At 73.3% G+C, this 23,765-nt stretch carries 18 protein-coding genes and 1 tRNA gene; 10 read left to right on the forward strand and 9 right to left on the reverse strand.

Annotated elements, in window-relative coordinates:
* Positions 1-312 precede the first annotated feature (312 nt).
* Together Sdia_RS01925 and Sdia_RS01930 are read right to left on the reverse strand one after the other, a co-directional pair.
* Positions 313-813, reverse strand: a complete 501-nt coding sequence (locus Sdia_RS01925) for a DUF5949 family protein (RefSeq protein ID WP_100456944.1) — start codon at positions 811-813, stop codon at positions 313-315.
* A gap of 108 nt (positions 814-921) precedes the next feature.
* The gene (locus Sdia_RS01930; RefSeq protein WP_100456946.1) at positions 922-2,247 is read right to left on the reverse strand and encodes an ArsB/NhaD family transporter; all 1,326 of its coding nucleotides are present in this window, start codon (positions 2,245-2,247) and stop codon (positions 922-924) included.
* A gap of 548 nt (positions 2,248-2,795) precedes the next feature.
* Between Sdia_RS01930 and Sdia_RS01935 the strand changes: the two genes are divergently transcribed.
* Positions 2,796-4,538, forward strand: coding sequence for a translation initiation factor 2 (locus tag Sdia_RS01935; RefSeq protein ID WP_229830904.1), 1,743 nt, complete (start codon positions 2,796-2,798; stop codon positions 4,536-4,538).
* Here the strand turns inward: Sdia_RS01935 and Sdia_RS01940 are convergent.
* Both Sdia_RS01940 and Sdia_RS30565 read right to left on the reverse strand, forming a co-directional pair.
* Positions 4,526-6,616: a tetratricopeptide repeat-containing protein gene (locus Sdia_RS01940; RefSeq protein ID WP_100456949.1), complete on the reverse strand. Its 2,091-nt coding sequence runs from the start codon at positions 6,614-6,616 to the stop codon at positions 4,526-4,528. The two genes, Sdia_RS01935 and Sdia_RS01940, sit on opposite strands and share 13 nt — an antisense overlap.
* A 105-nt stretch (positions 6,617-6,721) precedes the next feature.
* A complete protein-coding gene (locus Sdia_RS30565; RefSeq protein ID WP_308435902.1) occupies positions 6,722-7,387 on the reverse strand; it encodes a hypothetical protein in 666 nt (221 codons plus the stop codon).
* Positions 7,388-7,830: 443 nt separating this feature from the next.
* Here Sdia_RS30565 and Sdia_RS01950 point away from each other — a divergent pair.
* From Sdia_RS01950 to Sdia_RS01960, 3 genes are all read left to right on the forward strand, one after another.
* Positions 7,831-7,903 (forward strand) — tRNA-Arg (locus Sdia_RS01950).
* 341 nt (positions 7,904-8,244) lie between these two features.
* A complete protein-coding gene (locus tag Sdia_RS01955) occupies positions 8,245-10,665 on the forward strand; it encodes a type I restriction-modification system subunit M/S (protein WP_189500113.1) in 2,421 nt (806 codons plus the stop codon).
* Between the two features lie 39 nt (positions 10,666-10,704).
* A complete protein-coding gene (locus Sdia_RS01960) occupies positions 10,705-10,959 on the forward strand; it encodes a hypothetical protein (protein ID WP_115067813.1) in 255 nt (84 codons plus the stop codon).
* Between the two features lie 142 nt (positions 10,960-11,101).
* On the opposite strand, the gene Sdia_RS01965 is transcribed toward Sdia_RS01960, so the two are convergent.
* Positions 11,102-11,581: a cold-shock protein gene (locus Sdia_RS01965; RefSeq protein WP_100456130.1), complete on the reverse strand. Its 480-nt coding sequence runs from the start codon at positions 11,579-11,581 to the stop codon at positions 11,102-11,104.
* A gap of 268 nt (positions 11,582-11,849) precedes the next feature.
* Here Sdia_RS01965 and Sdia_RS01970 point away from each other — a divergent pair, with 268 nt between their 5' ends.
* Positions 11,850-12,743, forward strand: coding sequence for a hypothetical protein (locus Sdia_RS01970; RefSeq protein WP_181843939.1), 894 nt, complete (start codon positions 11,850-11,852; stop codon positions 12,741-12,743).
* Positions 12,744-12,821: 78 nt separating this feature from the next.
* The gene (locus tag Sdia_RS01975) at positions 12,822-13,457 is read left to right on the forward strand and encodes a hypothetical protein (RefSeq protein ID WP_229830918.1); all 636 of its coding nucleotides are present in this window, start codon (positions 12,822-12,824) and stop codon (positions 13,455-13,457) included.
* A gap of 1 nt (position 13,458) precedes the next feature.
* Here Sdia_RS01975 and Sdia_RS01980 read toward each other — a convergent pair whose 3' ends face one another.
* Positions 13,459-13,746, reverse strand: a complete 288-nt coding sequence (locus tag Sdia_RS01980; protein ID WP_100456132.1) for a helix-turn-helix domain-containing protein — start codon at positions 13,744-13,746, stop codon at positions 13,459-13,461.
* Between the two features lie 108 nt (positions 13,747-13,854).
* Between Sdia_RS01980 and map the strand changes: the two genes are divergently transcribed.
* Positions 13,855-14,622, forward strand: a complete 768-nt coding sequence (gene map / locus Sdia_RS01985) for a type I methionyl aminopeptidase (RefSeq protein WP_100456133.1) — start codon at positions 13,855-13,857, stop codon at positions 14,620-14,622.
* An 88-nt stretch (positions 14,623-14,710) separates the two neighbouring features.
* On the opposite strand, the gene Sdia_RS01990 is transcribed toward map, so the two are convergent.
* Both Sdia_RS01990 and Sdia_RS01995 read right to left on the reverse strand, forming a co-directional pair.
* Complete coding sequence (locus Sdia_RS01990; RefSeq protein ID WP_115067812.1) at positions 14,711-16,540, reverse strand: DUF8823 domain-containing protein; 1,830 nt, start codon at positions 16,538-16,540, stop codon at positions 14,711-14,713.
* A 152-nt stretch (positions 16,541-16,692) separates the two neighbouring features.
* Positions 16,693-19,524 carry a serine hydrolase gene (locus Sdia_RS01995; protein WP_185393308.1) on the reverse strand — a complete coding sequence of 944 codons (2,832 nt, stop codon included), beginning with the start codon at positions 19,522-19,524 and terminating at the stop codon, positions 16,693-16,695.
* 199 nt (positions 19,525-19,723) lie between these two features.
* Between Sdia_RS01995 and Sdia_RS02000 the strand changes: the two genes are divergently transcribed.
* The 3 genes from Sdia_RS02000 (at position 19,724) to Sdia_RS02010 (ending at position 22,396) form a co-directional block, all read left to right on the forward strand.
* On the forward strand, positions 19,724-20,485 hold the full coding sequence (locus tag Sdia_RS02000; RefSeq protein WP_100456136.1) for a GOLPH3/VPS74 family protein: 762 nt from the start codon (positions 19,724-19,726) through the stop codon (positions 20,483-20,485).
* Between the two features lie 407 nt (positions 20,486-20,892).
* Complete coding sequence (locus Sdia_RS02005) at positions 20,893-21,750, forward strand: helix-turn-helix domain-containing protein (protein WP_100456137.1); 858 nt, start codon at positions 20,893-20,895, stop codon at positions 21,748-21,750.
* 436 nt (positions 21,751-22,186) lie between these two features.
* A complete protein-coding gene (locus Sdia_RS02010) occupies positions 22,187-22,396 on the forward strand; it encodes a DUF397 domain-containing protein (protein WP_100456138.1) in 210 nt (69 codons plus the stop codon).
* Positions 22,397-22,506: 110 nt separating this feature from the next.
* Here Sdia_RS02010 and Sdia_RS02015 read toward each other — a convergent pair whose 3' ends face one another.
* Positions 22,507-23,622, reverse strand: coding sequence for an ADP-ribosylglycohydrolase family protein (locus Sdia_RS02015; RefSeq protein ID WP_100456139.1), 1,116 nt, complete (start codon positions 23,620-23,622; stop codon positions 22,507-22,509).
* Positions 23,623-23,765 lie beyond the last annotated feature (143 nt).

The raw sequence follows: 23,765 nt of genomic DNA on the forward strand, positions 1-23,765 counted from the left end.
ACCGGACCAGGAGAGGCGGAATTCCCCCCTTACCGCACCGCCGAATTCACCGCACTCCTCGGCGGTGTTACCGCGCCCTCCGCGGCACCAGGCATCCTCCGCGGCGTTGAGCGCCCTGTGCGGCATTACGCGGAAGCGAACGCCACGGCCGGACAACGGCGCGAAAAAGCGATTCCGCCACTCTCCGTCCTCCCCGGTTCCTCCTCCTTCCGCCCATCGTGGGAGAGCGGACGGAAATCGGCGCACCGGAGGTTCCGGTGCGCCGACGGACGGGGCGCGGAGAGGCGCGGGGCGCCCGAGCGGGACGGGCTCTCAGCGCAGGGTGCTGACCGGCACCAGGCAGTGGGCCGAGGCCATGATCACCTCCTCGTCACCGATGAACGCCTTCAGCACCTCCTCCTCCACCGGCACCCCCGGCGCCGCCGCGGGCCACGGCTTGGTGGTGAACATGAAGTACACCTGTCCGCGGGCGTGCGCTGCGGCCGTCCACTCCGGCGGCACCACGCACTGGGCGTTGAGGTGCTGCACCGTCAGGGTCGCGCTGTTGCCGGTGACGAGGACCGACACGGGGACGCTGGAGGCCGACCCGTCGACGATCCCGCCGCCGACCGGCAGCGCCGAGCGGTCCAGCAGCTGCCGTACGGCCACCTCTCCCGCCTCGGGACCGGCCGCGCCGTCGCCGAGGGAGTAGGCCATCAGGAAGGGCATGTCCTGGCCGTCGTTGACGTTCTCCCCGGCCCAGGCGATGACCGTGATGGTGCCGAGGTGGCTGGGGTCGAGCGGGGTTCCGGTGGCTGAGGTAGCAGAGGTCATAGCCCCGGACCCTAGGGGCGCCCGGACCCGCCGGGCACCCCGCGTCACCCGAACGGCCCAGCGCCGGGGCGCCCTTGTAGCCCGTACGGGGACACCGGTGGTCCGGCCTCACGCGGGCCAGCCGAGCACGAAGTACCGCACCCAGACGTAGAGGGCGGCCACGGCGATCGACATGGCGGTCACCACGAGGCCGTACTTGCTGAACTTCCAGAAGGAGATGTGGTAGCCGTGGCGGGCGGCGATGCCGATCACCACGACGTTGGCGGAGGAGGCGATGATCGTGGCGTTGCCCGCGAGGTCGGCGCCGAGGGCGAAGGCCCACCACAGCACGCCGGCCTCCGCGGTACCGCCGGAGGCGGCCACGATCTCCTCGACGATCGGGCTGACCGAGGCGACGAACGGGATGTTGTCGATGACCGCCGAGGGCACCACCGAGCCGACGAGCAGCACCATCGAGGTGCTGAGCAGCTCGCCCCCCGCCGCGTCGGCGGCGGCCTTGCCGATGTCGGCGATGATCCCGGTCTGCACCATCGCGCCGACCATGACGAACAGGCCCGCGAAGAACGCCAGCGTCTCCCACTCGACGTCCTTGACGACCTCACCGGTGTCGATCTCGGCGACGATCTTGAGCCGGGAGAGGCCCAGCAGCACCAGACCGCCGGTGATGGCGATGACGGAGGGCTCCAGGTGGAGCCAGGTGTGCAGGACGAAGCAGGTCATCACGACGGTGATCACCACAGCGCAGACCCATAGCAGCCGCGGGTTGCGGATCATCTCCCGCTCGTCCAGTTCCAGCGCGGCCCGGGCCCGCTCGGGGTCGTAGCGGAAGGCCGAGCGGAACAGGTAACGGCTCAGCACGCACAGCAGGACGAGCAGCACCACCACGATGGGCGTCATGTGGATCAGGAAGTCGTTGAACGACAGGCCCGCCCGGGCGCCGATGATGATGTTCGGCGGATCGCCGATGAGGGTGGCCGCGCCGCCGATGTTGCAGGCCATCACCTCGGCGATGAGGAAGGGGATGACGGGGAGCCCGAGCCGCTCGCAGACCAGGATGGTCACGGGCGCCATCAGCAGCACGGTGGTCACGTTGTCGAACCAGGGCGACGGGATGGCCGTCGCCAGGATCAGCAGCACCATCAGCCGGTAGGGCTTGCCTTTGGCGCGTTTCACGGCCCAGACCGCGACGTACTCGAACACGCCGGTGCGTTGCAGCACGGCGACGATCAGCATCATCCCGAGCAGCAGGACGAGCACGTTCCAGTCGATGCCCTCGTGCTCCGAGAAGAAGGCGTGCTCGGGACTGGTCGCCCCGATCAGCAGCATGATGACCGCGCCACCCAGTGCCACCGTCACCCGGTGCACCTTCTCGGTGGCTATGAGCACATACGCGCCGACGAACACCGCCACGGCCAACCAGCTCGTGACCCCCAAAACAAACCCCCCACCTGTCCTCCCGCTCCCCCCACCCCGACCAGAACGGAACAGGAACTGCCCAACGCGCCCGACGCGGCGGAACGGGACATGCCCATGTCGGTGCCCCCCACACTCGCTCGCTCCCCACAAACCGCACCATGGGTGCCACCACCCATATCGAGCCCTGCCCCACCCCCAACCCCGCGCGCCGGGATGCGGGGTGGGCCCCATGAATTCCGGGCGCCGTCAGACAGGGCGCGCGCGCCGCGCACGGTAAGCGGAACGTGCCACCGGCGCGCGAACGCCACCCGCCGTAAGGTCGCTGACTTACGAAACCAGCCCCTGACCGGCGTGATCATCCGCACCGGCCGGGCCGGCGCACCGCCGTCTCCGGGACGGACGGCCACCACCCACGAGGGGCGGTGCCGCACCCTCGCGGCCCCACGCCCCTTTCGGACACCGGGGGCACCTCCTCGCACGGGCCCGGCGCCGGACAACCGGGGCCGGGCCCTCCCACTCCCCGTCCGCGCCCCACCCCGCCCCGCCACCTGGATACGATCGGGACCATGCCGCACCCGGCCTCCCCCGACCCGCACGACGCCACCAGGCGTGCGCCCGGCCTTCCCCTCGCCCCGACGCGGGCCCGGGCGGCGGGGCGCGGGCAGCGGAGCGTGCTGCTCGCCGTCCGCTCGGCGGTGACCCTGCACCGGCTGCTGGACGTCCTGCCGGTCTTCGACGGCGACGACCGCGTCCGGGTCCGCTTCACGCTGGTCCCCGGCTCCCGTTTCGACGTCGACGCCCTCACGGCCCTGGACCGCACCGGCGCCCGCACCATTCCGTGGCGGGACGCCTGCCACACCCGGCACGACCTGGTCCTCACCGCCAGCCCGAAGGGCGACCTCCACCTGCTGCCCGGCCCCCGGGCGCTCCTGCCGCACGGCGCCGGTTTCGGCAAGGCGCTCAGCGGCGAGGGCTCCGCGGACGTGCCCTCCGGCCTGGACCCCGCCCACCTGCTGGCCGACGGCGAGCCCTGGGCCGACCTGCACGCCCTGGCCCACGAGGAGCAGGCGCTACGCCTGGCCCGCCACTGCCCCGAGGCCGGCCCCGCGGTCGTCGTCGGCGACCCCACGGCCGACCGCCTGCTGCGCTCCCTGCCCCATCGCGAGGAGTACCGCACGGCCCTGGGAACGGGCCCCAGGCAACTGGTCGTCCTCACTTCCACCTGGGGCCCCGAGTCGCTCATCGCCCGCCGCCCCCGATTCCCCGCCGAACTGGTCGCGCTGCTGCCGCACGACGCCTTCCAGGTCGCGTTGGTCCTGCACCCCAACGACCACAGCCGCACCGGCGGCTTCGACCTCGCACGCTGGATGGGACCCGCCCTGCGCGCCGGGCTGGTCCTGGCACGGCCGCACGAGGAGTGGGCCGCCCTGCTGGTCGCCGCCGACGCCGTGGTCACCGACCACGGCTCCACCGGGCTGTACGCCGCCGCGCTGGGCCGCCCGGTCGTCGGCGCCCACGACGGCGGCCGCGAACTGGTCCCGGACAGCCCCATGGCCCGCCTGCTCGCCCGCGCGCCCCACCTGGCGGCCGCCCACGACCTGCCGACGGCCCTGGACGCCGCCCGCCGCACCGACCTGCGGGAGCCCGTCGCCCACGCCTTCGCCCACCAGGGCCGCGCCCTGACCCTGCTGCGCGGACACCTCTACCGTCTCCTCGGCCTGGGCCGGCCGTCCGGCCCCGTCGCCGCCCCCGCCTTCCCAGCGCCCACCACCACGCCGGAGCGGCCCACCGTCTTCGCCGTACGCGCCACGGTCTCCGGCGACCGCGTCACCGTGCACCGCTTCCCCCCGGACACCCGCGAACCGGTGCACCACCTGGCCGCCGAACACCCCGCGGCCGGCCCCGGCCCGCTCCAGAGCGCGGCCGTCCTGTGGCAGCACGCACGGACCCGGCCCGCGCCCGCCCACCACACGGCCTGGACGGCCTCCGGCTGGACGGCCTCCGGCTGGACGGCCTCCGTCCTGGAGGAGATGCCCGGCTGCCGGACCGCCGCGGCGGTCCTCTCCCGGGGGCAGGTTCTGCTGCGCCACCGCGACGCCGGACTGCTGAGCGTGACCACCGAACCCCACCGGGGCCAGGGCCGCGTCCACCACGTCGACCCGACCGCCGTCATCAGCGCCGTCCACGCCTGGCTGGCCGGCGGCCCGCCACCCCGGTCACCGCGGACACTGCTGTGCGACACCGGCCCCGTCCCGGTCCCCGTCCACCTGGCCCCGGCCGGGGAGAAGGAGCTCGACTACGAGCTGTGAGAGGCCGGCAGTCCGCCCCAGAGCGCGACGACGCGGTCTGCCTCGGCCCGGTACTCCTCGGCCCGGCCGGCCTCCCCGAGCGCCTCCGCCAACTCGGCCGACTCCCGCAGCACCCGCGTCTCCTCGGTCGCCGAGCCCCGCTGCCGGGCACTCTCCAGAGCGGCCCGCACCAGCACGGCCGCCTCCTGGAAGCGACCCGCCGCCCGCAGAGCGCGCCCCAGCTCGAACCCGGTACGCGCGGCCATCCGCTCCCTCCCCTGCTCGACGGCGGCCGCGTGCGCCGCCTCCAGGAGCCTGACGGCCTCTTCGCTGTCGCCCCGCCGCAGTGCCACCTTGCCCTCCTGGTGGGTCAGGAGCAGCACGCCGTAGGCGTTGCCGATCTGCTCGTGGATCTTCCGGGAGGCCGTGAAATCGGCGACGGCGCCCGGCAGATCGCCTCGCTCCGCCTTCAACAGGCCCTGGAACTCCACCGTCGACGCCCGCAGCCTGCGCTCCTCGAAGCTCTCGCCCAGAGCTCGCGCGGCGTGCAGCGCCCGCCCCACATGCCGCGCCGCCTCCTCGTACCGCCCCAGCTCCCACAGCGGCCGGGCCAGTTGGCACCGCATCCGCACCATCGCCGGCAGGAACTCGGTACGGTCCGCCGCCTCCACCCCGGTCCGGAAGGCGGCCAGCACCTCGCCCAGGTGCGGGTGGTCGAGGTAGTGGGTCCACAGCGGCTCGCACAGCCCCCACGCGTCCTCGTACCGCCCGGCCTCGAAGGCCAGCCGCACGCACCCGTACAGCGCCAGCCGGTGCTCCTCCAGCCACCGCAACGCCTGCCGCTTGTCCTCGAAGACGAGGTCGCGGACGTCCGGCCCGGCCGGTCCCGGCTGGGGGGCGAACGTCATCCGGGCGCCGGCGGCCGTACGGTCCGCCCGCGCCGCCTGCCGCCGGTACCAGCCGATCAGCGCACCCAGCGCCTGGCCGCGCTCCCGGCCCGCCGGGTCCGCCTGGCGCGAGCGCCGTTCGGCGTGCCCGCGCAGCAGGCCGTGCATCCGCCAGCCCGCCACGCTCTCCTCCAGCAGCCCGGCGATCTGCAACTCCTCCAGCAGATCGCCCGCCTCGTCGGGCCCGCACTCCAGCAGCGCCGCCGCGGGCCCCTCCCCGATCACCGGGGCGGGCAGCACGGGCAGCAGCCGGTACAGCCGGGCCGCCTGGACGCCCAGCCCCTCGTAAGCCGCGTCCCACACCGCCTCGACCATGGGGATCCCCTTCTCCCGCAGCTCGGCGGTGAGCTCCTCGACCAGCCTCGACAGGCCGCGCCGCCGGTACTTGCGCACCCACCGGCCGGCCACCAGCAGCGCCGCGGGCAGCCCGGCGCACCCCTCGACCAGGTCCGCCAGCGCCTCCGGTTCCGCCGAGAGCCGAGGGTCGTCGACCAGGTGCCGCAGCAACTCCACCGCGTCCCCGGCCGGCAAGGGCCCCACCGGCACCTCCACCGCGGCGGCCACGTCCAGGTCGTACAACGTGCCCTGGCTGGTGACGATCGCCAGGCTGCGGTCGGAGGCGGGCAGCAGCGGCGAGACCTCGCTGCCGAAGCGGGCGTTGTCGATCACCATGAGGAGCTGCTTGTCCCTGGTCAGGGTCCACAACTGCTTGACCCGGGCGGCGAACGTCCGCTCCATCCACTGCGGGGTGACACCGAGCCCGGCCAGGACGTCCCCGAGCGCGTCGGCGACCTCGACGGTGCCGTCGCGGCGCAGGTCGTCCAGATCGACGTACAGGACCCCGTCCGGGTACCGCTCGGCGAGGCCGCGGGCGACGTGGAACCCCAGCGCGGTCTTGCCGATCCCGCCGATCCCCGTCAGCAGCGCCACCACGGGCCCGGCCTGCGGCGCGTGGTCCTCCACGGCCCGCCGGATCCGCTCCTGCTCGGCCACCCGGTTCTCGAACCGCCCCACCGCAGGCGGCAGTTGGAACGGCACGACCGGCTTGGCATCCGGGCCGCCGCCCACGTACTGGTGCAACTGCTCGATCCGGCCACTCTGGACGACGACGTGCGCCCGCCCGTCCAGGTGGTTACGCGTCTCGTCCGCCATGAACCAACAGTATTGCCTCGCCCACGTTCCGCCAGCAAGATGCCCCGGAGGCACCCGCCCCCGGCCCGGCGCACACCCCGGAGCCACGCCCCGCCCCGCCTCCCCTCACCTGCGCTCGCCACGCCTCCGCGCCACCCACGACTGGCAGGTCCGCCGCGCGAACAGGCCGACGGCGAGGGGGACGACGACGGCCCCCGCGTCGATGACATGCGGAAGCCCGGGAAGGAAACCGAAGAACGCCGGCGAGAGTACGGACCTTCCGGCAAACGCCACACCCCCGACCCTCCGCCGCCGCACCTCGTCGGCGTACAGGTGGGCGCGTGCCCTGCCGTAACGAGGCAGGGCCTGCGGAGAGTTGTTCCCCGCAGGGTCGATCTCGCACTCGGAACGCGTGGCACCCCGGGACGTCTCGCACGTCCGGTTGCCGGTGTCGGCGTACGCGAAGCCGATACGCCGGTTGCAGAACCCGCCACCGAGAGCCCCCACGAACCCACAGTCGACTCCCGGCGCTCCGGTACGCATCTTCTTCCCCTTGCCCCGAATGATGGGCGAGCACATGCAGCCGGTCGGCACTTCCACCGTCGCGCCGCCCACGCTGTACTCCGAGGTCTGGACGGGCGCGGACCCGGCGGCCCCCGCCTGCGCCGACGACGGGCTCGTCGGTCCCAGCACGCCGGCAACAGCGGGAGCGGCGACAAGCCCCGACACGTACTTCCTGGCCACGGAACCGGCCCCTTCCGGCGGAGCGCTTCGGCGGTCGTAGAACTCCATCGGCGCGATCATGGTCTTGGCCGCTCATCCGGCTCACCAGGCCGAGCGGCCAAGAACCATCGCGCTGCCCAGCGACGTGCGGAGCCGACGCCGGAGCCTCGCGCCGCACGAGGCCAAGACCGCCCGCAAGGACGGAAGCGCCGCCCCGGCCGACTCCGATCCCCCATCCCCTCTGCCTCCGAGCGATCACCATGCGTCGCTGGAAACCCCTGCCGGGCCACGACTGACCCCGTCCTGTCCCCCCTCCAGCCCGCTGACGGATCTGCCACGACGGCCGCGCGCCCTCCTGACGGCAACAGGGGCGACCTCACCAACCTCGATCCGCTACGCTGTCACCGGTCACTCGACCCTCAGGGCACCGCACGGGAACACGTCCCTCCGGACACCCCCGTCACCGCCCGGACGGCCGCCTGACCAGGGCGCTTACCTCACCACTAAGCCCCGCCTCCGTAGCTCAGGGGATAGAGCACCGCTCTCCTAAAGCGGGTGTCGCAGGTTCGAATCCTGCCGGGGGCACAGACCAAAGGGCCCCGGACCGATCTTGGTCCGGGGCCCTTTGCCGTCTACAGCACGACACCGACGGGGGCGGGACGGGTGCATCCGGCGTGACGAGGGGCGAGGGCCTCCATCGGGTAGGGAGACTCCGAAGCCTCTTTCGTGGGGAGCCTGAGGAACCCCGTCCCTTCGAGTGAAAGAGGGCCCGGGCTGCCACGGCTCCCTCGCCGCACGCAGACACCCTTCGACGGCCACAGACAGTCTGCGCACCGGCAGTGCGCACTGAGTTTTCTACGGCGCTCTCCTCTAGTCTCACTCTCAGTCGGCCCGGCCACAGCGCAGTCGAAGGAGGCTCAGCGTCCATGGTGCGACCGAAGACATCCCACGATCCGCTGATCGGACGAGCACGGTTCGCCACCCTCGCGGGAGTGAGCCGGTCGACCGTGACCGCCTGGGAGAGGCAGGAGAGCGGCTTCCCCACTGCGAGGCGGTCCAACGGCCAGGACTACTTCCTCTGGTCGGAAACGGTGGACTGGCTGGACCGGCGGCCTGTGCCGCCCGGACGGCTCGCGGCCGGGGAGCCCGTCGGTACCACGTACGGCGACCGTGCCCGGAAGAAGGCTGGAGGCGACCGGCTTCCGAGCGGTACGGCGGAGGGCCTTCCTTCCGCCGGTGCGTCGTACCGCGTTCCGACCGGCGTGGACGACGAACCTCTTCCGGAGAACCGGCAGATCGTCACCGAGCTGATGGGCAGACTCGTCGACCGGGTGCGGGGGGCGGCCGGCGTGCTCGACTATCTGAACCTGCTCCTCTGCCTCCACTACCTGCGGGGTGCCGCGCCGAGCCGGTTCGGCGCCCTGGCCACTCGAGCCCGTGCCCTCCGCACCCTCGACGAGGCCGCCCAGTTGCTCCGGGACATCGGCCGGGCGGCCGACGAGGACCTGCGGGGTCGCGGTATCCATTCGAGCATGCAGGAGGCGTTGGGGCGGCTGGAACCCCGGACCGCTCGCGACCTCCGCGGCGTCGTCGACGCGATGAGCCGTCTGACCGAGGGTGTGTTCGGGCTGATCCTCGATGAGTACGAGCACCAAGCGGCGTTGGGAAGCGGCGAGTTCTTCACGCCGCGTCCCGTGGTCCGGCTGATGACGCGGCTCGTCTGCTCGGAGTTCGGCCCTGGAGAGCCGGAGTCCGTGTACGACCCTCATGCGCGCGACGGCGGGTTCCTCATCGAGGCGTCGGCCTACTGCGCCGTGGACGACGAAGGGCCGGCACGGGGAAGGGTCCCTCGGACGTACGGCGAGACGCGGCGGGCCGACACCTGGCGACTCGCGACCATGAACCTCCTCCTCCACGGTGTCTCTCCCTCCCTCCACCTCACCCGTACGGTCCCCTGGCAGGGGGACTCGGAGAGGAACTCGCCGAGGGCGTTCGACATCGTGCTCACCAACCCACCGTTCAACATGAGTGATCCCGGAAGGGGAGAGCGCCACGAGGGGCAGTGGACGTACGGGGCTCCGCCCGTCGACAACGACAACTTCGCCTGGGTCCAGCACTGCCTGGCCACGTTGAGCCGGCGGGGACGAGCCGGGATCATCATGCCCAACAAGGCGGGGAACTCCGGCCACAAGGCGGACCGGGTCATCCGGGGCAACCTGGTGGAGCGGGGTTGCGTCGAGAGCGTCATCGCGCTGCCGGCCCAGTTGTTCACCGGTACCGCCGTACCGGTCTCCGTATGGGTACTGCGTCATCCCGATGACCGGTGCGACAGCACTCTGTTCCTCGACGCACGGCACATGGGCGTGAAGAGCGGTTCGCGGCGGCTCCTCAGCGCCGCGGACGTCGACATCCTCGTCGACGCCTACCAGACGTACAGGCGCCCCGAAGAGGACCCCGAAGAGAACAGCCCTTCTGCCGGAGCGGGTGGCGGAGGGCGACGGGTGCCCGGCGCCGTGGTGTCCCGCGAGGAGCTCCGGAGCAGCGACTACTCGTTGAACCCCCTCGACCACGTCGAACACCGGGGCGGCGGCGGAGACGGCTCCCGGCACGAATGGGAATCCGCGTGGAAGGGGCTGTGCGATGCCGAGGGAGACCTGAGCACGGTTCAAGGGACGGTTGGTCGCCAGGCATTCCTCCAAGGGCCCGGCGGACGGCCGCCATGGCCCGGTCGGCCGGCTCGCACGGCCGACCTCGCCTCGTTGTGCGAGATCCAGGCTGGGCCCTCCTACACCAAGCTCGGTAAGGCTCAGCGCAGCGTCGACGGCGTGGTCCCCGTGGTGTTTCCGCGTCACCTGAAGGAGCGGCGCGTCAGCGACGAGGCGGACGAGCGGGTGATGGGCGAGACGGCCCGTCGGCTGAGCCACTTCGGACTGCGGATCAACGACATCGTGTGTGTGCGTTCCGGCGCGATCACCCAGCCGGCGCTGGTACGGGAGCATCAGGACGGCTGGCTGATGAGCCCCAACGTCATCCGGCTCCGTGTGACCACGCGGCATGCCGGACGTGTGCTGCCGGAGTACCTGTTCCACTACCTGTGCCTGGAGGAGTCCGTCGCCTGGATGCGGGATCGCGCCGCGGCCACGGCTGCTCCCTCCCTCCGCTCCGAATCCCTGGGAGCGCTACGGATTCCGCTGCCGGACCTCGCCGAGCAACAGGAGGTCGTGGCCGCGCTGGAAAGCCTCGACGCGCTGGATCGCGCGCACCAGTCGGTCGCCGCCTCGGCCCGGCGCGCCCGCACCGCCCTGTCCGGTGTGCTGCTGGGTCCGCACACCCACCCCCGCGCCTGACGCCCGTCCCCACCACTGAGCCGAGAAGGAAGCACCGCTGTGAACACCTCCCACCAGTCGTCCCCTCCGTCGTCCCCCTCGCTCTCCCAGCCTCCGAACAGCGCGTGGATTCCCTGGCTGCTGGTCATGGTGCTGTTCTCCGCCCTGGTGGCGGCATGTGTCGGGTTCCTCAAGGCCCTCGACGGCACCCCGGTGTCCGGGGCCCTGCTCGCTGCGGGTGCCGCGTTCGGAGGAACCGCGCTTCTCTGCCTGGCTGCGGTGCCGGTGGTCCAGCAGCTGCGCCAACGAGGCTAGGACCTGTCCGGGCCTTCATCCGGAGTCCGTCCAGTCGTGGGCGAGAGCGCGAAGTGGTGGGTGCCCGAGGACGGCCCCGGGCAGACCAAGGCGCCCCGCCGCCGCCCACTGCGGGCGGCGGCGGGGCGTGGTGTCGCCTGGGCTACGAAGCCACCCAGCCGTGGACCCGGGCCAGTTCCGTCACCCTGGTGCGGATGCGCTTGATCTGGTCGGCGGTGAGGGTGTCGTCGGTTTCGAGGAGGAGGTCGGTGAGTTCGGTGCGGAGTTCGGCGACGGTGAGGGTGTCGGCGTCTTCCTGGTCGTCGTAGTCGTCGAGGTCGGCGTCGGGCTCGCCCACGCCGGGGTTGGTGATGCGGGGGGCGTCGGGGCCGCCGGAGGAGAAGCCGACGGCGGGGGTGGAGCGGCGCGGGGAGGAGCGGTAGACGAGGCGGATCTGGGACGCCTTGGGGCCCTTCTCGCCCACCTCCTCGAAGAATTCGACCTCCCGGCCGCTCTGGTACAGGTACTTCTCATCGACAAGGTCGTTGGCGTGCATGAAGACGTCCTCGCCGCCTTCGTTGGGCACGATGAACCCGTAGCCGCGCACCTCGTCGAAGCGCAGGATCTTCCCGGTCTTCAGCACAACACCACACCTCCGCTGTATCTCGCATGCTGCCGGAGAACCTTTCCGGCGGGCTGTGCGTGGCCGTCCCCTGGGCGCGGCCGTGCCCGTCTGCGCCGTCGTCCGCCTCGGGCGGGCGCGGCTTCACTCGGCCGGATGATACGCGTCCCGGTGGCGCCGGGGGGAGCGGCCGCTGGTTCCCGTGACACAGGCGGGGGGCCGGTGCCGGCGGGTGGGCGGTACAGTCGCGGGCGGCCTTCGGCCGAGGTACCGGGACCGGAACGGGGTGGTGTGGGTGAGCAAGAAGCAGGTCCGCAAGATGTTCGAGCTGATGGGGCACGGTCAGCCGGTGATGCTGACGAGCCCTATGGCGTCGGTGAAGAAGCTGGCCAATCTGGCGTGCGTCGCCCAGCAGTTCGGCTACGAGTACGTCGACGTGCGGCAGGGCGGCGGGCGTAACACCGCGCTCCACATGTATCTCGCGCCCGACCCGAGCCCGGCCGCGCGGCAGCGGGCGGCGGCCAACTGGCAGCAGTATCCGCAGGCGGCCGCCGGAGGACCGCTGCCGCCCTGCCCGGCGGACATGTTCGAGCTGCTGAAGGCCCGGATCAACTTCGACCTGACCGGCCGGATGACGGAGACCAACCGCCTGGTGATGGCGGGGCTGGGCCTGACGATCGCCTCCGGCATCCTGGCCCTGCGGGACCTGCCGATGGGCTTCGTGGTGGGGTTCTGGGTGCTGGCGATGGCGGCGCTCGGCATCAGCGTCGTGGTGCAGCGCAAGCGGAACGCGAAGTTCGCGGCGTACCTGGAACGGCTCGGCTTCCAGCGGGTGACCGACCAGGAGGGCCGCGCCCGGTACCTGCCGCCGGGCTCGCAGAGCGGCTGGGGCACGCCGGTGCAGCAGGCGGGCGGCTACGCCCAGCCTCCGCAGTCCGCGCCCGCCGGGTACGGCCACCCGCAGCCGGGGCACCAGCCCGCCGCTCCGTACGGTCACCCGCAGCCGGGCCAGCCCGGCCACCCCGGCCCCTACGGTGCGCCGCAGCAGCCCGGCCCCCACGGTGCGCCGCAGCAGCAGCCGGGCCCTTACGGCCCGCCCCAGCAGGCGCAGCCGCCGCAGGGCCAGTGGCCGCAGCAGCCTCCGCGGCAGCCCGGCCCGTACGGGCAGCAGCCGCAGGGGTAGGAGCCGGTACCGGCAAGCGCTTTCGGCCCTGGCCAACGCCCCTGGCCCCCGGCGCACCCCGGCTGCCAGCATCGGCGTATGAGCAAGTACCCGGGCCGCGGAGCCGGTCCCGCCCACGTCGACCCGTCCCTCGTACGCCCTGGACGGGGGGTGCTGGCGGGGGTCTGGGTGGCCGCGGGGCTGTTGCTGCTCGGGGCCCTCGCCGGATTCGTGCTGACCCTGGTGTCGGCGGTCGACGCGGTCGACCGCGACCAGGCCTTCCGCAGCGGGGGCAGCGCCCGGGTGGAGGTGAAGGACGGCGGCGAGCCGGCGGTCTTCGCGCAGGCGCCGGTCTCCGGGAAGGTGAACTGCACCCTGGACGGGCCCGGCGAGGCGACCTTCACCCGCTACGAGGCGCTGTACACGGTCAAGCTCAACACGACCTCGTGGGTGCGGCTGCTGAGGATCGAGGCCGACACCCCGGGCACCTACACCCTCCGCTGCACCGATCAGGCCGGTTCTCTCACGTTCGCGCCGGGTGACGGCGCGGGACTGGGCACATTGATCGGGGATCTGCTGCTCACCACCCTGCTGCCCGGAGCGGCCGGCCTCGCGGTGGCGGGGGTCGCCGTCGCCCTGATCATCAAGCGCTCCCGCCACCGGAACCGCCTGGCCGCCCAGGCGATGGGCCAGGGGTGGGCGCCGCCCCACGGGGGCGGCACGCACCAGGGCTGACTCAGGCCGACCGGGCCGCCCCGCCCCCCTCCGTCTCCGCCCCGGCCGCCAGCGCGGCCGCCTCGGCCAGTTCGTCCAGGGACAGGCCGAGCGTCGCGGCCAGGGCCGCGACCGTGAAGAAGGCCGGGGTGGGGGCGCGGCCCGTCTCGATCTTGCGGAGGGTTTCCGCGGAGACGCCGGCGGCGGCCGCCACGTCGACCATGCTGCGGTCGCCGCGTGCCCGGCGGATGAGGGCGCCGAAGTGTTCGCCGCGTGAGCGTTCCCAGGGGGTCAGAGCTGTTCGCACCATGACCGTGATACTAATACCGGTATAGAAATTGGATGCGCCGGGGAGGCGGCATGCCGTCCTCCGGCGTGCCCGCATGCCCGGGCCGGGACCGGGAGCGGGACGCACGGCATGGTGGAGATCAAGACCGACGGTGAGCTGGACGCGATGCGGGAGGCGGGCCGGGTCGTCGCCCGGGCGCTGGCCGCCGTCGAGGAGGCGGCGGCTCCCGGGGTGTCGCTGCGCGAGCTGGACGAGGTGGCACGGGGTGTCCTCGCCGGCGCCGGCGCGACCTCGCCCTTCCTCGGCTACCAGCCGGGCTTCGCGCCCGCCCCCTTCCCGGCGGTGATCTGCGCCTCGGTCAACGACGCGGTGCAGCACGGCATCCCGACCGGCCACCGGCTCCGCGACGGCGATCTGCTGAGCGTGGACTGCGGAGCCGTACTGGACGGCTGGACCGGTGACGCCGCCACCACCTTCTCCGTCGGCACCCCCCGCCCCCAGGACGCCGCGCTGGTCGCCGACACCCGCGCCGCCCTGGCCGCGGGGATCGCCGCCGCCACCGTCGGCCACCGGATCGGCGACATCTCGCACGCCGTCGGCTCGGCGGCCCGGCGCGGCGGCTACGGCGTCCCCGCGGACTTCGGCGGCCACGGCATCGGCCGGCGCATGCACGAGGACCCGCACATCCCCAACCGGGGCCGCCCGGGGCGCGGCTTCCCGCTCCGGGCCGGCCTGGCCCTCGCCATCGAGCCGATGTTCCTGGCGGGCGGCTCGGACGACTGCTGGACGGGCGAGGACGGCTGGACCATGTACACGGCCGACGGCAGCCGCGCGGCCCACATCGAGCACACCATCGCCGTCACGGAGTCGGGCCCGCGCCTGCTCACCGTCGTGTGAACCGCCCAGCCCCCGGGTCCGGCCGAGCCCCCGGTTCCGGCGCCGCCGCCGGGCCCGTCCGGCCCCCGGACCCGTCCGGCCCGCCGACTCAGCGCGGTTCCTCCGGACAGGCCGTTCCCCGGGGGATCTCGTACGGGGCCGCGATGCGGTACGTGCCGGCCTTCGGGGCGACGAGTTCGGTCCAGGTGCCGCCCGTCGCGTCGGGGCCGGTGGGGGCGAGGCAGCCGTGGCGGTTGCGGTACTCCCTGCGCTGGCCGGAGTCCTCCGCGGTACGGGCCCGGGAGGCGGCGGTCTCCTCGGGGGCCGGCAGGGTGTTCCCGTCGGCGTCGACCAGGCCGAGCCACGGCGAGTACGGCAGGCGGACCAGGACACGGCCGGGGCGCAGCACGTCCAGGGTGATGGCGCCCTGTTCGGCGTTGCGGACCAGGGCCGGCGGGTCGGCGATCGGCGTGGGGTTCTCGACGGCGTAGAGGCGCCAGTTGGCGTCGCTCCAGACCAGGTCGAGGTAGGGCATACCGCGTTCGATGAGCACGCGTTCGCGTGCGGCGCCCTCGCCGTCGAGGTCGCCGCGGGGCAGCACGACGTGGTGGACGGCCCAGCGGTCGAGCCAGGCGCGGTAGGTGGCGGCGTTGAGGGAGCCGTCGTAGAAGAGGGGGTTCCGGTCGACGTCGGCCTGGCGGTTCCAGCCGCGCGCGAGGTTGACGTACGGGGCGAGCGCGGAGGCCTCCCGGTGACTGCGGGAGGGCACGACCTCGACGCGGCCCTGGTCGGCGCCGGCCTGGTCGAGGTGGCTGATGAGCGGGGCCAGTTCGCGGTTCCAGGAGGCGATCGGCGTGGTGTTGACGACGTCGTCGCGGGACTTGACGCCGATCCACCCGGTGAACACCAGGAGGGAGACGACCAGGGCGTACCACTTGAGGCTCGCCCGGGCGGTGAACGGCAGCGCGGCCATCAGCGCGACGCCCGCGAAGAGCATCGGCAGCCGGGTGACGTTGGAGCCGATCTGCGAGTGGACGGCCCAGACCAGGACCACCGCGAGGGCGTACACCCCGCTGGTGACGCGGACGGTCACCCAGTGCCGGGGCACCAGGACGCAGACGAGCACGCCGTAGAGGAACGGCACGACCGCCGAGCCCAGCGACATCGGCTGGGTGCCGGAGAAGGGGAACAGCCAGGTGGAGAGGGCGACGACGGCGACCGGGGCGAGGCCGAGCGCGTAGGCGGCGGGCCGCCGGCGGCTGACGAAGAGGGCGGCGGCGACGAAGCCGACGAAGAGTCCGGCGACCGGCGAGCCCGCCGTGGCGAGCCCCGCGAGGACGGCCGCGACGGCGCCCTTGGTCCAGCGGCGGTGGCGCCAGCGGCGCGGCCAGCAGAAGAACGCGGCGACGGCGGCGAGCCCGAACATCATGCCGAGGCCGAAGGTGACCCGGCCGGAGACGGCGTTGCAGAGCAGCCCGTACACACCCGCGAAGGCGGGAAGCAGGGCGCGGCGCAGCGCCCCCGGCCCGGCGCCCGGCCTCGGTACCGCGCCGCTGCGGATCAGCAGCAGCGTGAGCAGCGCCGCCGAGACCGTGCCGACCAGCATCATCGTGGTCCGCACGCCCAGGATGTGCATGAGGTACGGGGAGACGACGCTGTAGGAGACCGGGTGCATCCCGCCGTACCAGGCGAGGTTGTACGCGGAGCCGGGGTTGCGGCCGACGAACTCCGCCCAGGCGTCCTGGGCCGCGAGGTCGCCGCCGCTGTTCGCGAAGGTGAAGAACCACAGGACGTGCAGGGCCCCGGCGAGGGCGGTGGTGAGGGCGACCGGGTGGAGCAGCAGGCGGCGGGCCCGGGACGCGGCGGGGGGCGCCGGCGGTATGCCCTCGGGCGGCGCGGGCGCGCGCAGCTCCGGGTGGCCGGTCTCGGCGGTGGTCACTGGCGGCTCTCCCCGTTCGTCCCCGGCCCGTCCGGTGCGGGCGCGGTGCCGCGCCGACTCGTCCGACTGGTCCCGATGCCCGGGACGCTAACACGGCTCCGGCGGCGGTCCCCGGGGTGGGGCGCGCCGCCGGAGCGGGGGTGGACCGGGGGTCAGCCGATGCGTTGGATCCTGGCGCCGAAGGAGGGTTCGGTTAGGTCGCCCTGGAGGGCGACCGGCACCTCGACGGCGTCCCCGGTGCCGTCGCCGACGCTGAGCACGCCGACCTCGGTCCCGGCCTTCGCCTCGTGCGGCAGGGCCTTGCCGCCGTCGTCCAGGGCGAGCTTCACGGTGAGGCCGGGCCAGCCGACGGCCGGCACGTCCTTGGTGGCGACGACCGGTGTGGTGGAGCCGAGCCCGTCGTCGACGTGGCCGACGACGTCGCCCTTCTCGACCACCGGCTTGGAGGTGAGCAGGCCCTGGGTGCGCAGGATCAGGTCCTTGGAGCGGGCGGTGGCGGTGTCCAGGATGGGCGGCGCGTGCTGGCCGAAGACGGCGCCGATGATGAGCTGCTTCTTGCCGTCGACCTCCTTCTCGGCGGCGAAGAGCAGGTTGCCGCCGGCCTTGGTGGTGGAGCCGGTCTTGATGCCGACGACGCCGTACATCGGGACGAGGTAGTTGTAGTTCTTCTCGCGCTGGCCCGAGGTGGTCGACTCGTAGTACGGCAGCCGCACGACCGAGCTGAACGCCTCGAACTCCATGACGGCCTTGCCGAGCTTCACCTGGTCCTCGGCGGAGGAGACGGTGGTCTCCTTGAGGCCGCTGGGGTCGGTGTAGGTGGTGTTCTCCATGCCCAGCTCGGCGGCGTACTTGTTCATCTTCTCGACGAAGGCGGCCTCGTCGCCGTCGCTGTCCCAACGGGCGAGCTGGCGGGCGATGTTGTTGGCCGAGGGCAGCATGATCGCCTCGATGGCCTCCTTGACGGTGATCTTCTGGCCCTCGGCGACCTTGACGGTCGACTCCTGCCCGGCGTTCTCGTAGTCCCGCTGGGCCTTGGCGTCGATGGTGAGCTTCTCGCCCTCGGTGCCCTTCTTGACCGGGTGCTCGCGCAGGATCGTGTACGCCGTCATGACCTTGGCGACCGAGCCGATCGGGATCGGCTTCTGCTCGCCGTACGAGCCGAGCGAGCCGATGCCGTCGACGGTGACCGTCGCCTGCCCCTCGGTCGGCCACGGCATGGACGGCTTCTCGCCCTTGAACGTGTACGTCTCCTCGGCGGTGAGCGCCAGCGTGCCCTCGGGCAGCGGGCGCACCGACTGGACCACCGCGAAGACGATGAGCAGCAGGATCACCAGCGGCGTCCAGATCTTCACCCGGCGCACGGCGGTGCGCAGCGGTGTCTCCGGCGGCGGCGGGGTGTTGGTCAGCTCCGCGAGCAGGTCCAGCGGCGGCAGCGGCTGCTGGGTGGTGCGTTCGGCGGCGGGCAGCGCGGCCGTCTCGTCGGCGGCCGGGGCCTGCGGCGGGACGGTCCCGGCGGGGGGCTCCTCGCCGGTCCTCGGTGGCGCGGCCGTCCCGGGCTTGAGCGCCGCCGGGCCCTCCAGCCCGCGCAAGGGCACGAACTTGCTGGTCCGCTCGGCCTCCGACTCGCCCGCGGCGGGAGCGGCCTCGTCCTCGTCCTGGTCCTTCTTCGCCTCGCCGGCGCCGACCTTCAGCATGGTCGTGGGCTGGTCGGTCTCGGGCTCGGACTTCGGCGCCCGGAAGACGGCGGTCGGCTGGTCCACGCCCTCCCGCCTGCCGACCTTGCGGAGCTTGACCCCGGTGGACGCCACGGCGGCCTCCTCGGCCTCGCCGTCGGCCTCGGCCCCGGCCTTGTCACCGTCGCCCTCGCCGGACTGCTCCGACGACTCCGCCCCGGTGTCCGGCTCACCGCCCTGCGCGGGCACACCGGCCCGCCCTGCCTCCTTCTCCACGCCGGACTCGGCCGCTGTCCCGGCCTCCCCGTCACCCGGCGCCGCGGCCTCCTCGCCGCCGGCCGCCGACTCCTCACCCTGACCGGCGACCGCGCCTCCGTCCGGCTTCGACTCGTCGCCCGTCTCCGCGTCCGGGCCCGCGTCCGTGTCCGCGTCGCCGGCGCCCGCCTCACGCGCTCCGGGCACCTTCGGGCCGCCCGTACGCCGTACGGGCTCGCCGGAGGCGTCTGAGGCGCTCACGGCGCCTTCCTCGCCCCCACCGGCGGTGTCGTCGGCGCCGCGCTCGGCCGGATCGGCCTCACCTTCGCCCGGCTTGCCCTCTTCGTCGCTCTCGTCGGTGGCGACCCAGGCGGCCACGGCGTCGCGCAACCGCCCGTCCGTACCGGCGCCGGAGCCCGTGTCGGTCACCTCGGGGGCGGGGGCGGCGGAATCCTCGGCCTCGCCCTCGCCGGTCCCACCGCCCTCGCCGGTCCCACCGGCCTCGCCGGTCTCATCCGCCCCGTCCTCGGCCGTGCCGTCCTCGTCGACCGGGGAGCCGCCCGGCCCGTCGGACGCGGCGGCGTCGGAGCGCTCGGTGGAACCGTCGGCCCCGCCCTCGGCGTCCTCACCCTTCGCGGAGCCGCCCACCTCCCCGGCCGTACCGGCGGCCTCCGTACCGGAGTCGCCCTCGGCGTCGTTCTCGCCCTCGGCGCCGGCGCCGCGAGCCTCCCCCGCGTCGTCGGCCCCGGCCGCGCCCTCGGCGCGCGCCGCGCCCTCGGCGGGCTCCTCGTCGTCGGCGGGCTCCTCGTCGTCGGCCTTGCCGCCCTCCGCGCCGGCAGCCGTGTCGCCGGCCTTGCCGCCGTCCCTCTCGCCGCCGCGCTCTCCGTCCGCCCTCAGGACGGTCGTGGCCTGGTCGGTGCGGTCCGGCGTCTCACGGGCGACCGCGATCCGGGGGTCACGGTCGTCCGTGGCCGGGTCCGGAGTCTCGGCGGCCGGGGCCTCGGGCTCCCCCGACGCCTTCTTCTGCTCCGACCTGTCGGGGATCTCGCCCGCCACCGATGCCTCCTCGATAAGCCGTCCGTCGTGCCGGACGACGTCGTGTCCGAACCATGTACCAGTGTCCTGTGTGACCCACGGACCCTCTTGCCAGACGAGAACGACATACCTACTGGTTCCCGTACATAGCACCCACGCGCTCTCGACAGACCAATGTGAGAGGGGTCACCCTGTCACTCATCCACGCGGGGAGGCATGGATGGGCAGGAGCCGCAGAACGATTCCGGAGGAGCTTCTGCTGCTCGCTCTGGACCCGGCCACGGGTACCACAGCGCAGCCGCAGTCGCTCGACCTCGGTCTGGCCGGAGCACAGCTAGTGGAGCTGGCGCTGGCCGGACGTATAGCCCCGGACGGGGATCGTATCGCCGTGGTCGTACCACGGCCGACCGGAGATCCGACGCTGGACTCCGCACTGGAGCTGCTGCGCAGACGCGGCGCGCCGGTGCGGGCCGTGCACTGGATCGGCGGGCCCCGGCTGGGGCTGCGCCAGACCTATCTCTCACACCTGGAGCGGTGCGGCATGGTGCATGCCGTCGAAGGCCAGATGTGCGGGGTGCTGCCGACGACGCGCTACCAGGCGACGGAGACGGCGATCAGCCGGGAGATCAGAGCCCGGCTGGACAACGCGATCCGCACCGGCGTCCCGCCGGACCCGCGGACCGCGGCGCTCGCCGCGCTGGCCCACGCGGTCGGTCTCGGCAAGCACCTCTACCCGGGGAACGAGGGGCGCTCCTCGCGCTCCCGCCTCCGGGACCTCATCAGGCACGACCCGATGGGCGGACTCGTGGCACACGCCGTGATGGACGTCCAGAACGGTGCGGCGACCCAGCCGCGCCGCGGGGGTGCCCCGGCGGTGCGCCCGGCCCACGGGCCACGCACCCCGGAACCGGCGGCCGGACCGGGGCACCACGCCGCGGGCCAGCCGCACCGCTCGACGATGGCCCGCGCCGCGGCCCACTGAGGGCGACCGCGCACCGCGCGCTCCCGCCCGCCGGGCCGCCGGCGGGCGGGAGCGTCAGCCGAAGAGGACGACAACCGAAGAGCAGGACCCCCAGCGCCGTACCGCCACGCCGTCACGCCTTCGGGCGTCACGGCCCCTGAACCGGTCCGGGAGCCGCGAGACGGCCGCGCGGGGTGGACGGGAGGACGTCCGGACGACGCCTCCGCCCGCCACCCCGCGCGGCCGTGCGCGTTGGGGGGGCGGAGCCCACCGGCCGGACACGAGGCGGACACGCTGGGCCACCGTACGGATACGGCATCGGCCATTTTCCAGCGCTGCCGGGGGCGTTGGTGGCACTCTGCTGAACAGCAGATAAGCAGAACCCGCCAGGCCCTGCCCACAGGGCCCGCAGCCGGAGGTGCACGTACGTGGCGTCCAGTGTCAACCCCACCGTCAGGCGGCGCCGTCTGGGTCAGGAGCTGCGCAGGCTCCGCGAACTCAAGGGCATGACCGCCGAGCAGGTCGCCGAACGCCTCCTGGTCTCCCAGTCGAAGATCAGCCGCCTGGAGAACGGCCGCCGTTCGATCAGCCAGCGCGACGTGCGTGACCTGTGCGGGGTCTACGAGGTCGAGGACCACCGCATCGTCGACTCGCTGATGCAGATGGCCAAGGACTCGCGGCAGCAGGGCTGGTGGCACAGTTTCGGCGACATCCCGTACAGCGTGTACATCGGGCTGGAGACCGACGCGGCCTCGCTGCGCGCCTACGACCCGCAGGTGGTGCCGGGTCTGCTCCAGACCCGGCCGTACGCGGAGGCGCTGATCCAGGGCGCCATCCCGGAGATCAGCCCGGCCGACGCGGAGAAGCGCGTGCAGGTGCGGATGCGCCGCCAGGACCGGGTCTCCTCGCCGGAGAACCCGCTGCGGCTGTGGACGGTGATGGACGAGGCGGCGTTGCACCGGGCGGTCGGCACGCCCGAGATCATGCGGGAGCAACTGGAGCACCTCGTGCGGATGTCGGAGCTGCCGCACGTGACCGTCCAGGTCATCCCGTTCACCATGGGCGCCCACCCGGGACTCAACGGGCAGTACGCCATTCTGGAGTTCCCCGACGCCACCGATTCCAGCGTGGTCTACATCGAAGGCGTCACCAGCGATCTCTATCTGGAGAAGTCGAACGACGTCCAGAAGTACAGCGTCATGTACGAACATCTGCGGGCACAGGCACTCGACCCGGAGAAGTCGCGGGAGTACATCGCGGAGATGGCCGGCAAGCACGGCGGCTGACCGGCGAACTCCGTTCCGTCACGCTGTTTCCGGCGTTCTCCACGCCGTTTCCCCACCGTTTATCCGGACGCCGTCCGGCGGGCACGCCCCTGCCGGGCGGCGTCGCCGTGCGCGGTGCCGGGCGGCCGGTGTCCTCGCAGGCGGGAGCGGGTGCGTCCGGGGCCAGGGCGGTGGCCGGAATTACCCTGTCCACAGAAACCCGGGTTTATTCCGCGGTATCGCTCAAATGCACGTACCCGCGTGGTGTGCGCACGGACGATACACGTTCCTTCACCCGCCTCGGTGGTGAACCGGGGAATTTGCCTTCAGTCGGGTGACTGGCCTCCGCTCCGGACGATGTTGGCGAGTAGCGTCGTCGATGTCATCGGGACCGGTGACACTTCCCGGCCCACGCGGCCGGCGGAACTGCACATCCACCGCCTGAACCGGAGCGATCATGGCTATTCACCAGGGTGCGACCACCGACTGGACCAAGTCTTCCTACTCCACCGGCAACGGCGCCTGCGTCGAGGTGAAGTCCCCCGTCGTGGCGTCCATCGCCGTGCGCGACTCGAAGGTCGCCCAGGGCCCGGCGATCGGCTTCGCCGCGAGCTCCTGGAACGCCTTCGTCGGCGGGGTCGGCCGGGGCACCTTCGACCTGGTGTGACCGCCGTTCCCGCACCGCGCGGTGCGGGCGGGCGCCCACCGGCGCCGACAGCCCTCTCGACTGGATCGCCGTCCCGGCCGAGGGGGCTTCCCCCTGTCCGGACGCGGGCGTCAGGCACGCGGGTACCGGGCGAGCCAGCCCGGCGAGGCGCCGTCGGGCCCGTGCAGGGCGGCGCCGTGCGTCATCTCCAGGGCGAAGTCGTCGGCCAGCTCCAGCACGGTGGCCCGCCCCTCCAGCTCCGCGATCCAGGCCGGCGGCAGCGCCGTCTCGCCGTGCAGCGCGCCGAGCAGCCCGCCGCAGACCGCGCCGACCGCAGCCGAGGGCCCGCCGTGCCGCACCGCCAGCCGCAACCCGTGCGGTACGTCCTCGCAGACCAGCGCGGCGTACAGGGCGGCGGCCAGGACTCCCTCGGCCTCGCCGTCCTCGGCCAGTTCCGCGACGAGGGCCGCGTCCGGCGGCCCCTGACGGACCCCGTCGAGGGCCGCGCGCAGTGCCTCGCCGACGGCCTCGTGGCCGGGCTGCCGAGCGGTGCCGGCGAGCACCCGTCCGACCGCCGCCTCCAGCGGTTCGCCGCGCGCGGTGCCGTGCACCAGCAGGGCGTACGCCCCCGCCGCCAGGCGGGCCGCCGGGTGGCCGTGGCTCTGCGCCGCGCATTCGAGGGCCAGTTGGAGGACGAGCCCCGGCTCCCAGCCGACCAGCAACCCGAACGGCGCCGACCGGGTCAGCGCTCCTGGCCCGCGCTCCTCAGGGTTGCGGACCGCCTCCAGGGTGCCCATGCCCCGGTCCCCGAAGCCGGAGAGGCAGCTGCGCTCCGGCCGGCGCCTGCTGTACAGCCATTCCTGCCGCGCCAGCCAGCCGTCCTCGGCGCGCCGTTCGTCGGGGCCCCAGTCGGACTGGGTGGCGGCCCAGCGCCGGTAGGCGAGGTGGACGTCGGTCGGCGGGTGCCAGGCCCCGGTGTCGCGCCGCACCTGGGCGCGGATCAGGCCGTCCACGGTGAAGAGGCTGAGCTGGGTGTGGGCGGTGACGGCACCGCGCCGCCCGTACGCCTCCCGGGGCCCGTCGGGGCCGTCGTCGCCGCACGCCTCGCGTACGGCGCGGGCGTCGAGTCCGGTCAGCGGCGCGCCGAGGGCGTCCCCCAGGGCCGCGCCGAGCATCGTCCCGCGCACCCGGCTCCGGAAGTCCTGCTGCTCGGCCCGCCCCCAGACGGTCCCGACGGCCGTGCCCACAGCGCCCCTCCCGTCCTGCCGTTCCGCTTACGCCTCGTCCCGCACTGTAATTGACCGGAGGTGAGCGGACGGGGGCGAACAGCGGTATGTGAACCGTCGTCCTGGTGGCGGAGTTTGCACGGGTGAGAGCCTTTTCCGCACGG

The organism is Streptomyces diastaticus subsp. diastaticus (assembly GCF_011170125.1).
GTDB lineage: Bacteria > Actinomycetota > Actinomycetes > Streptomycetales > Streptomycetaceae > Streptomyces > Streptomyces diastaticus.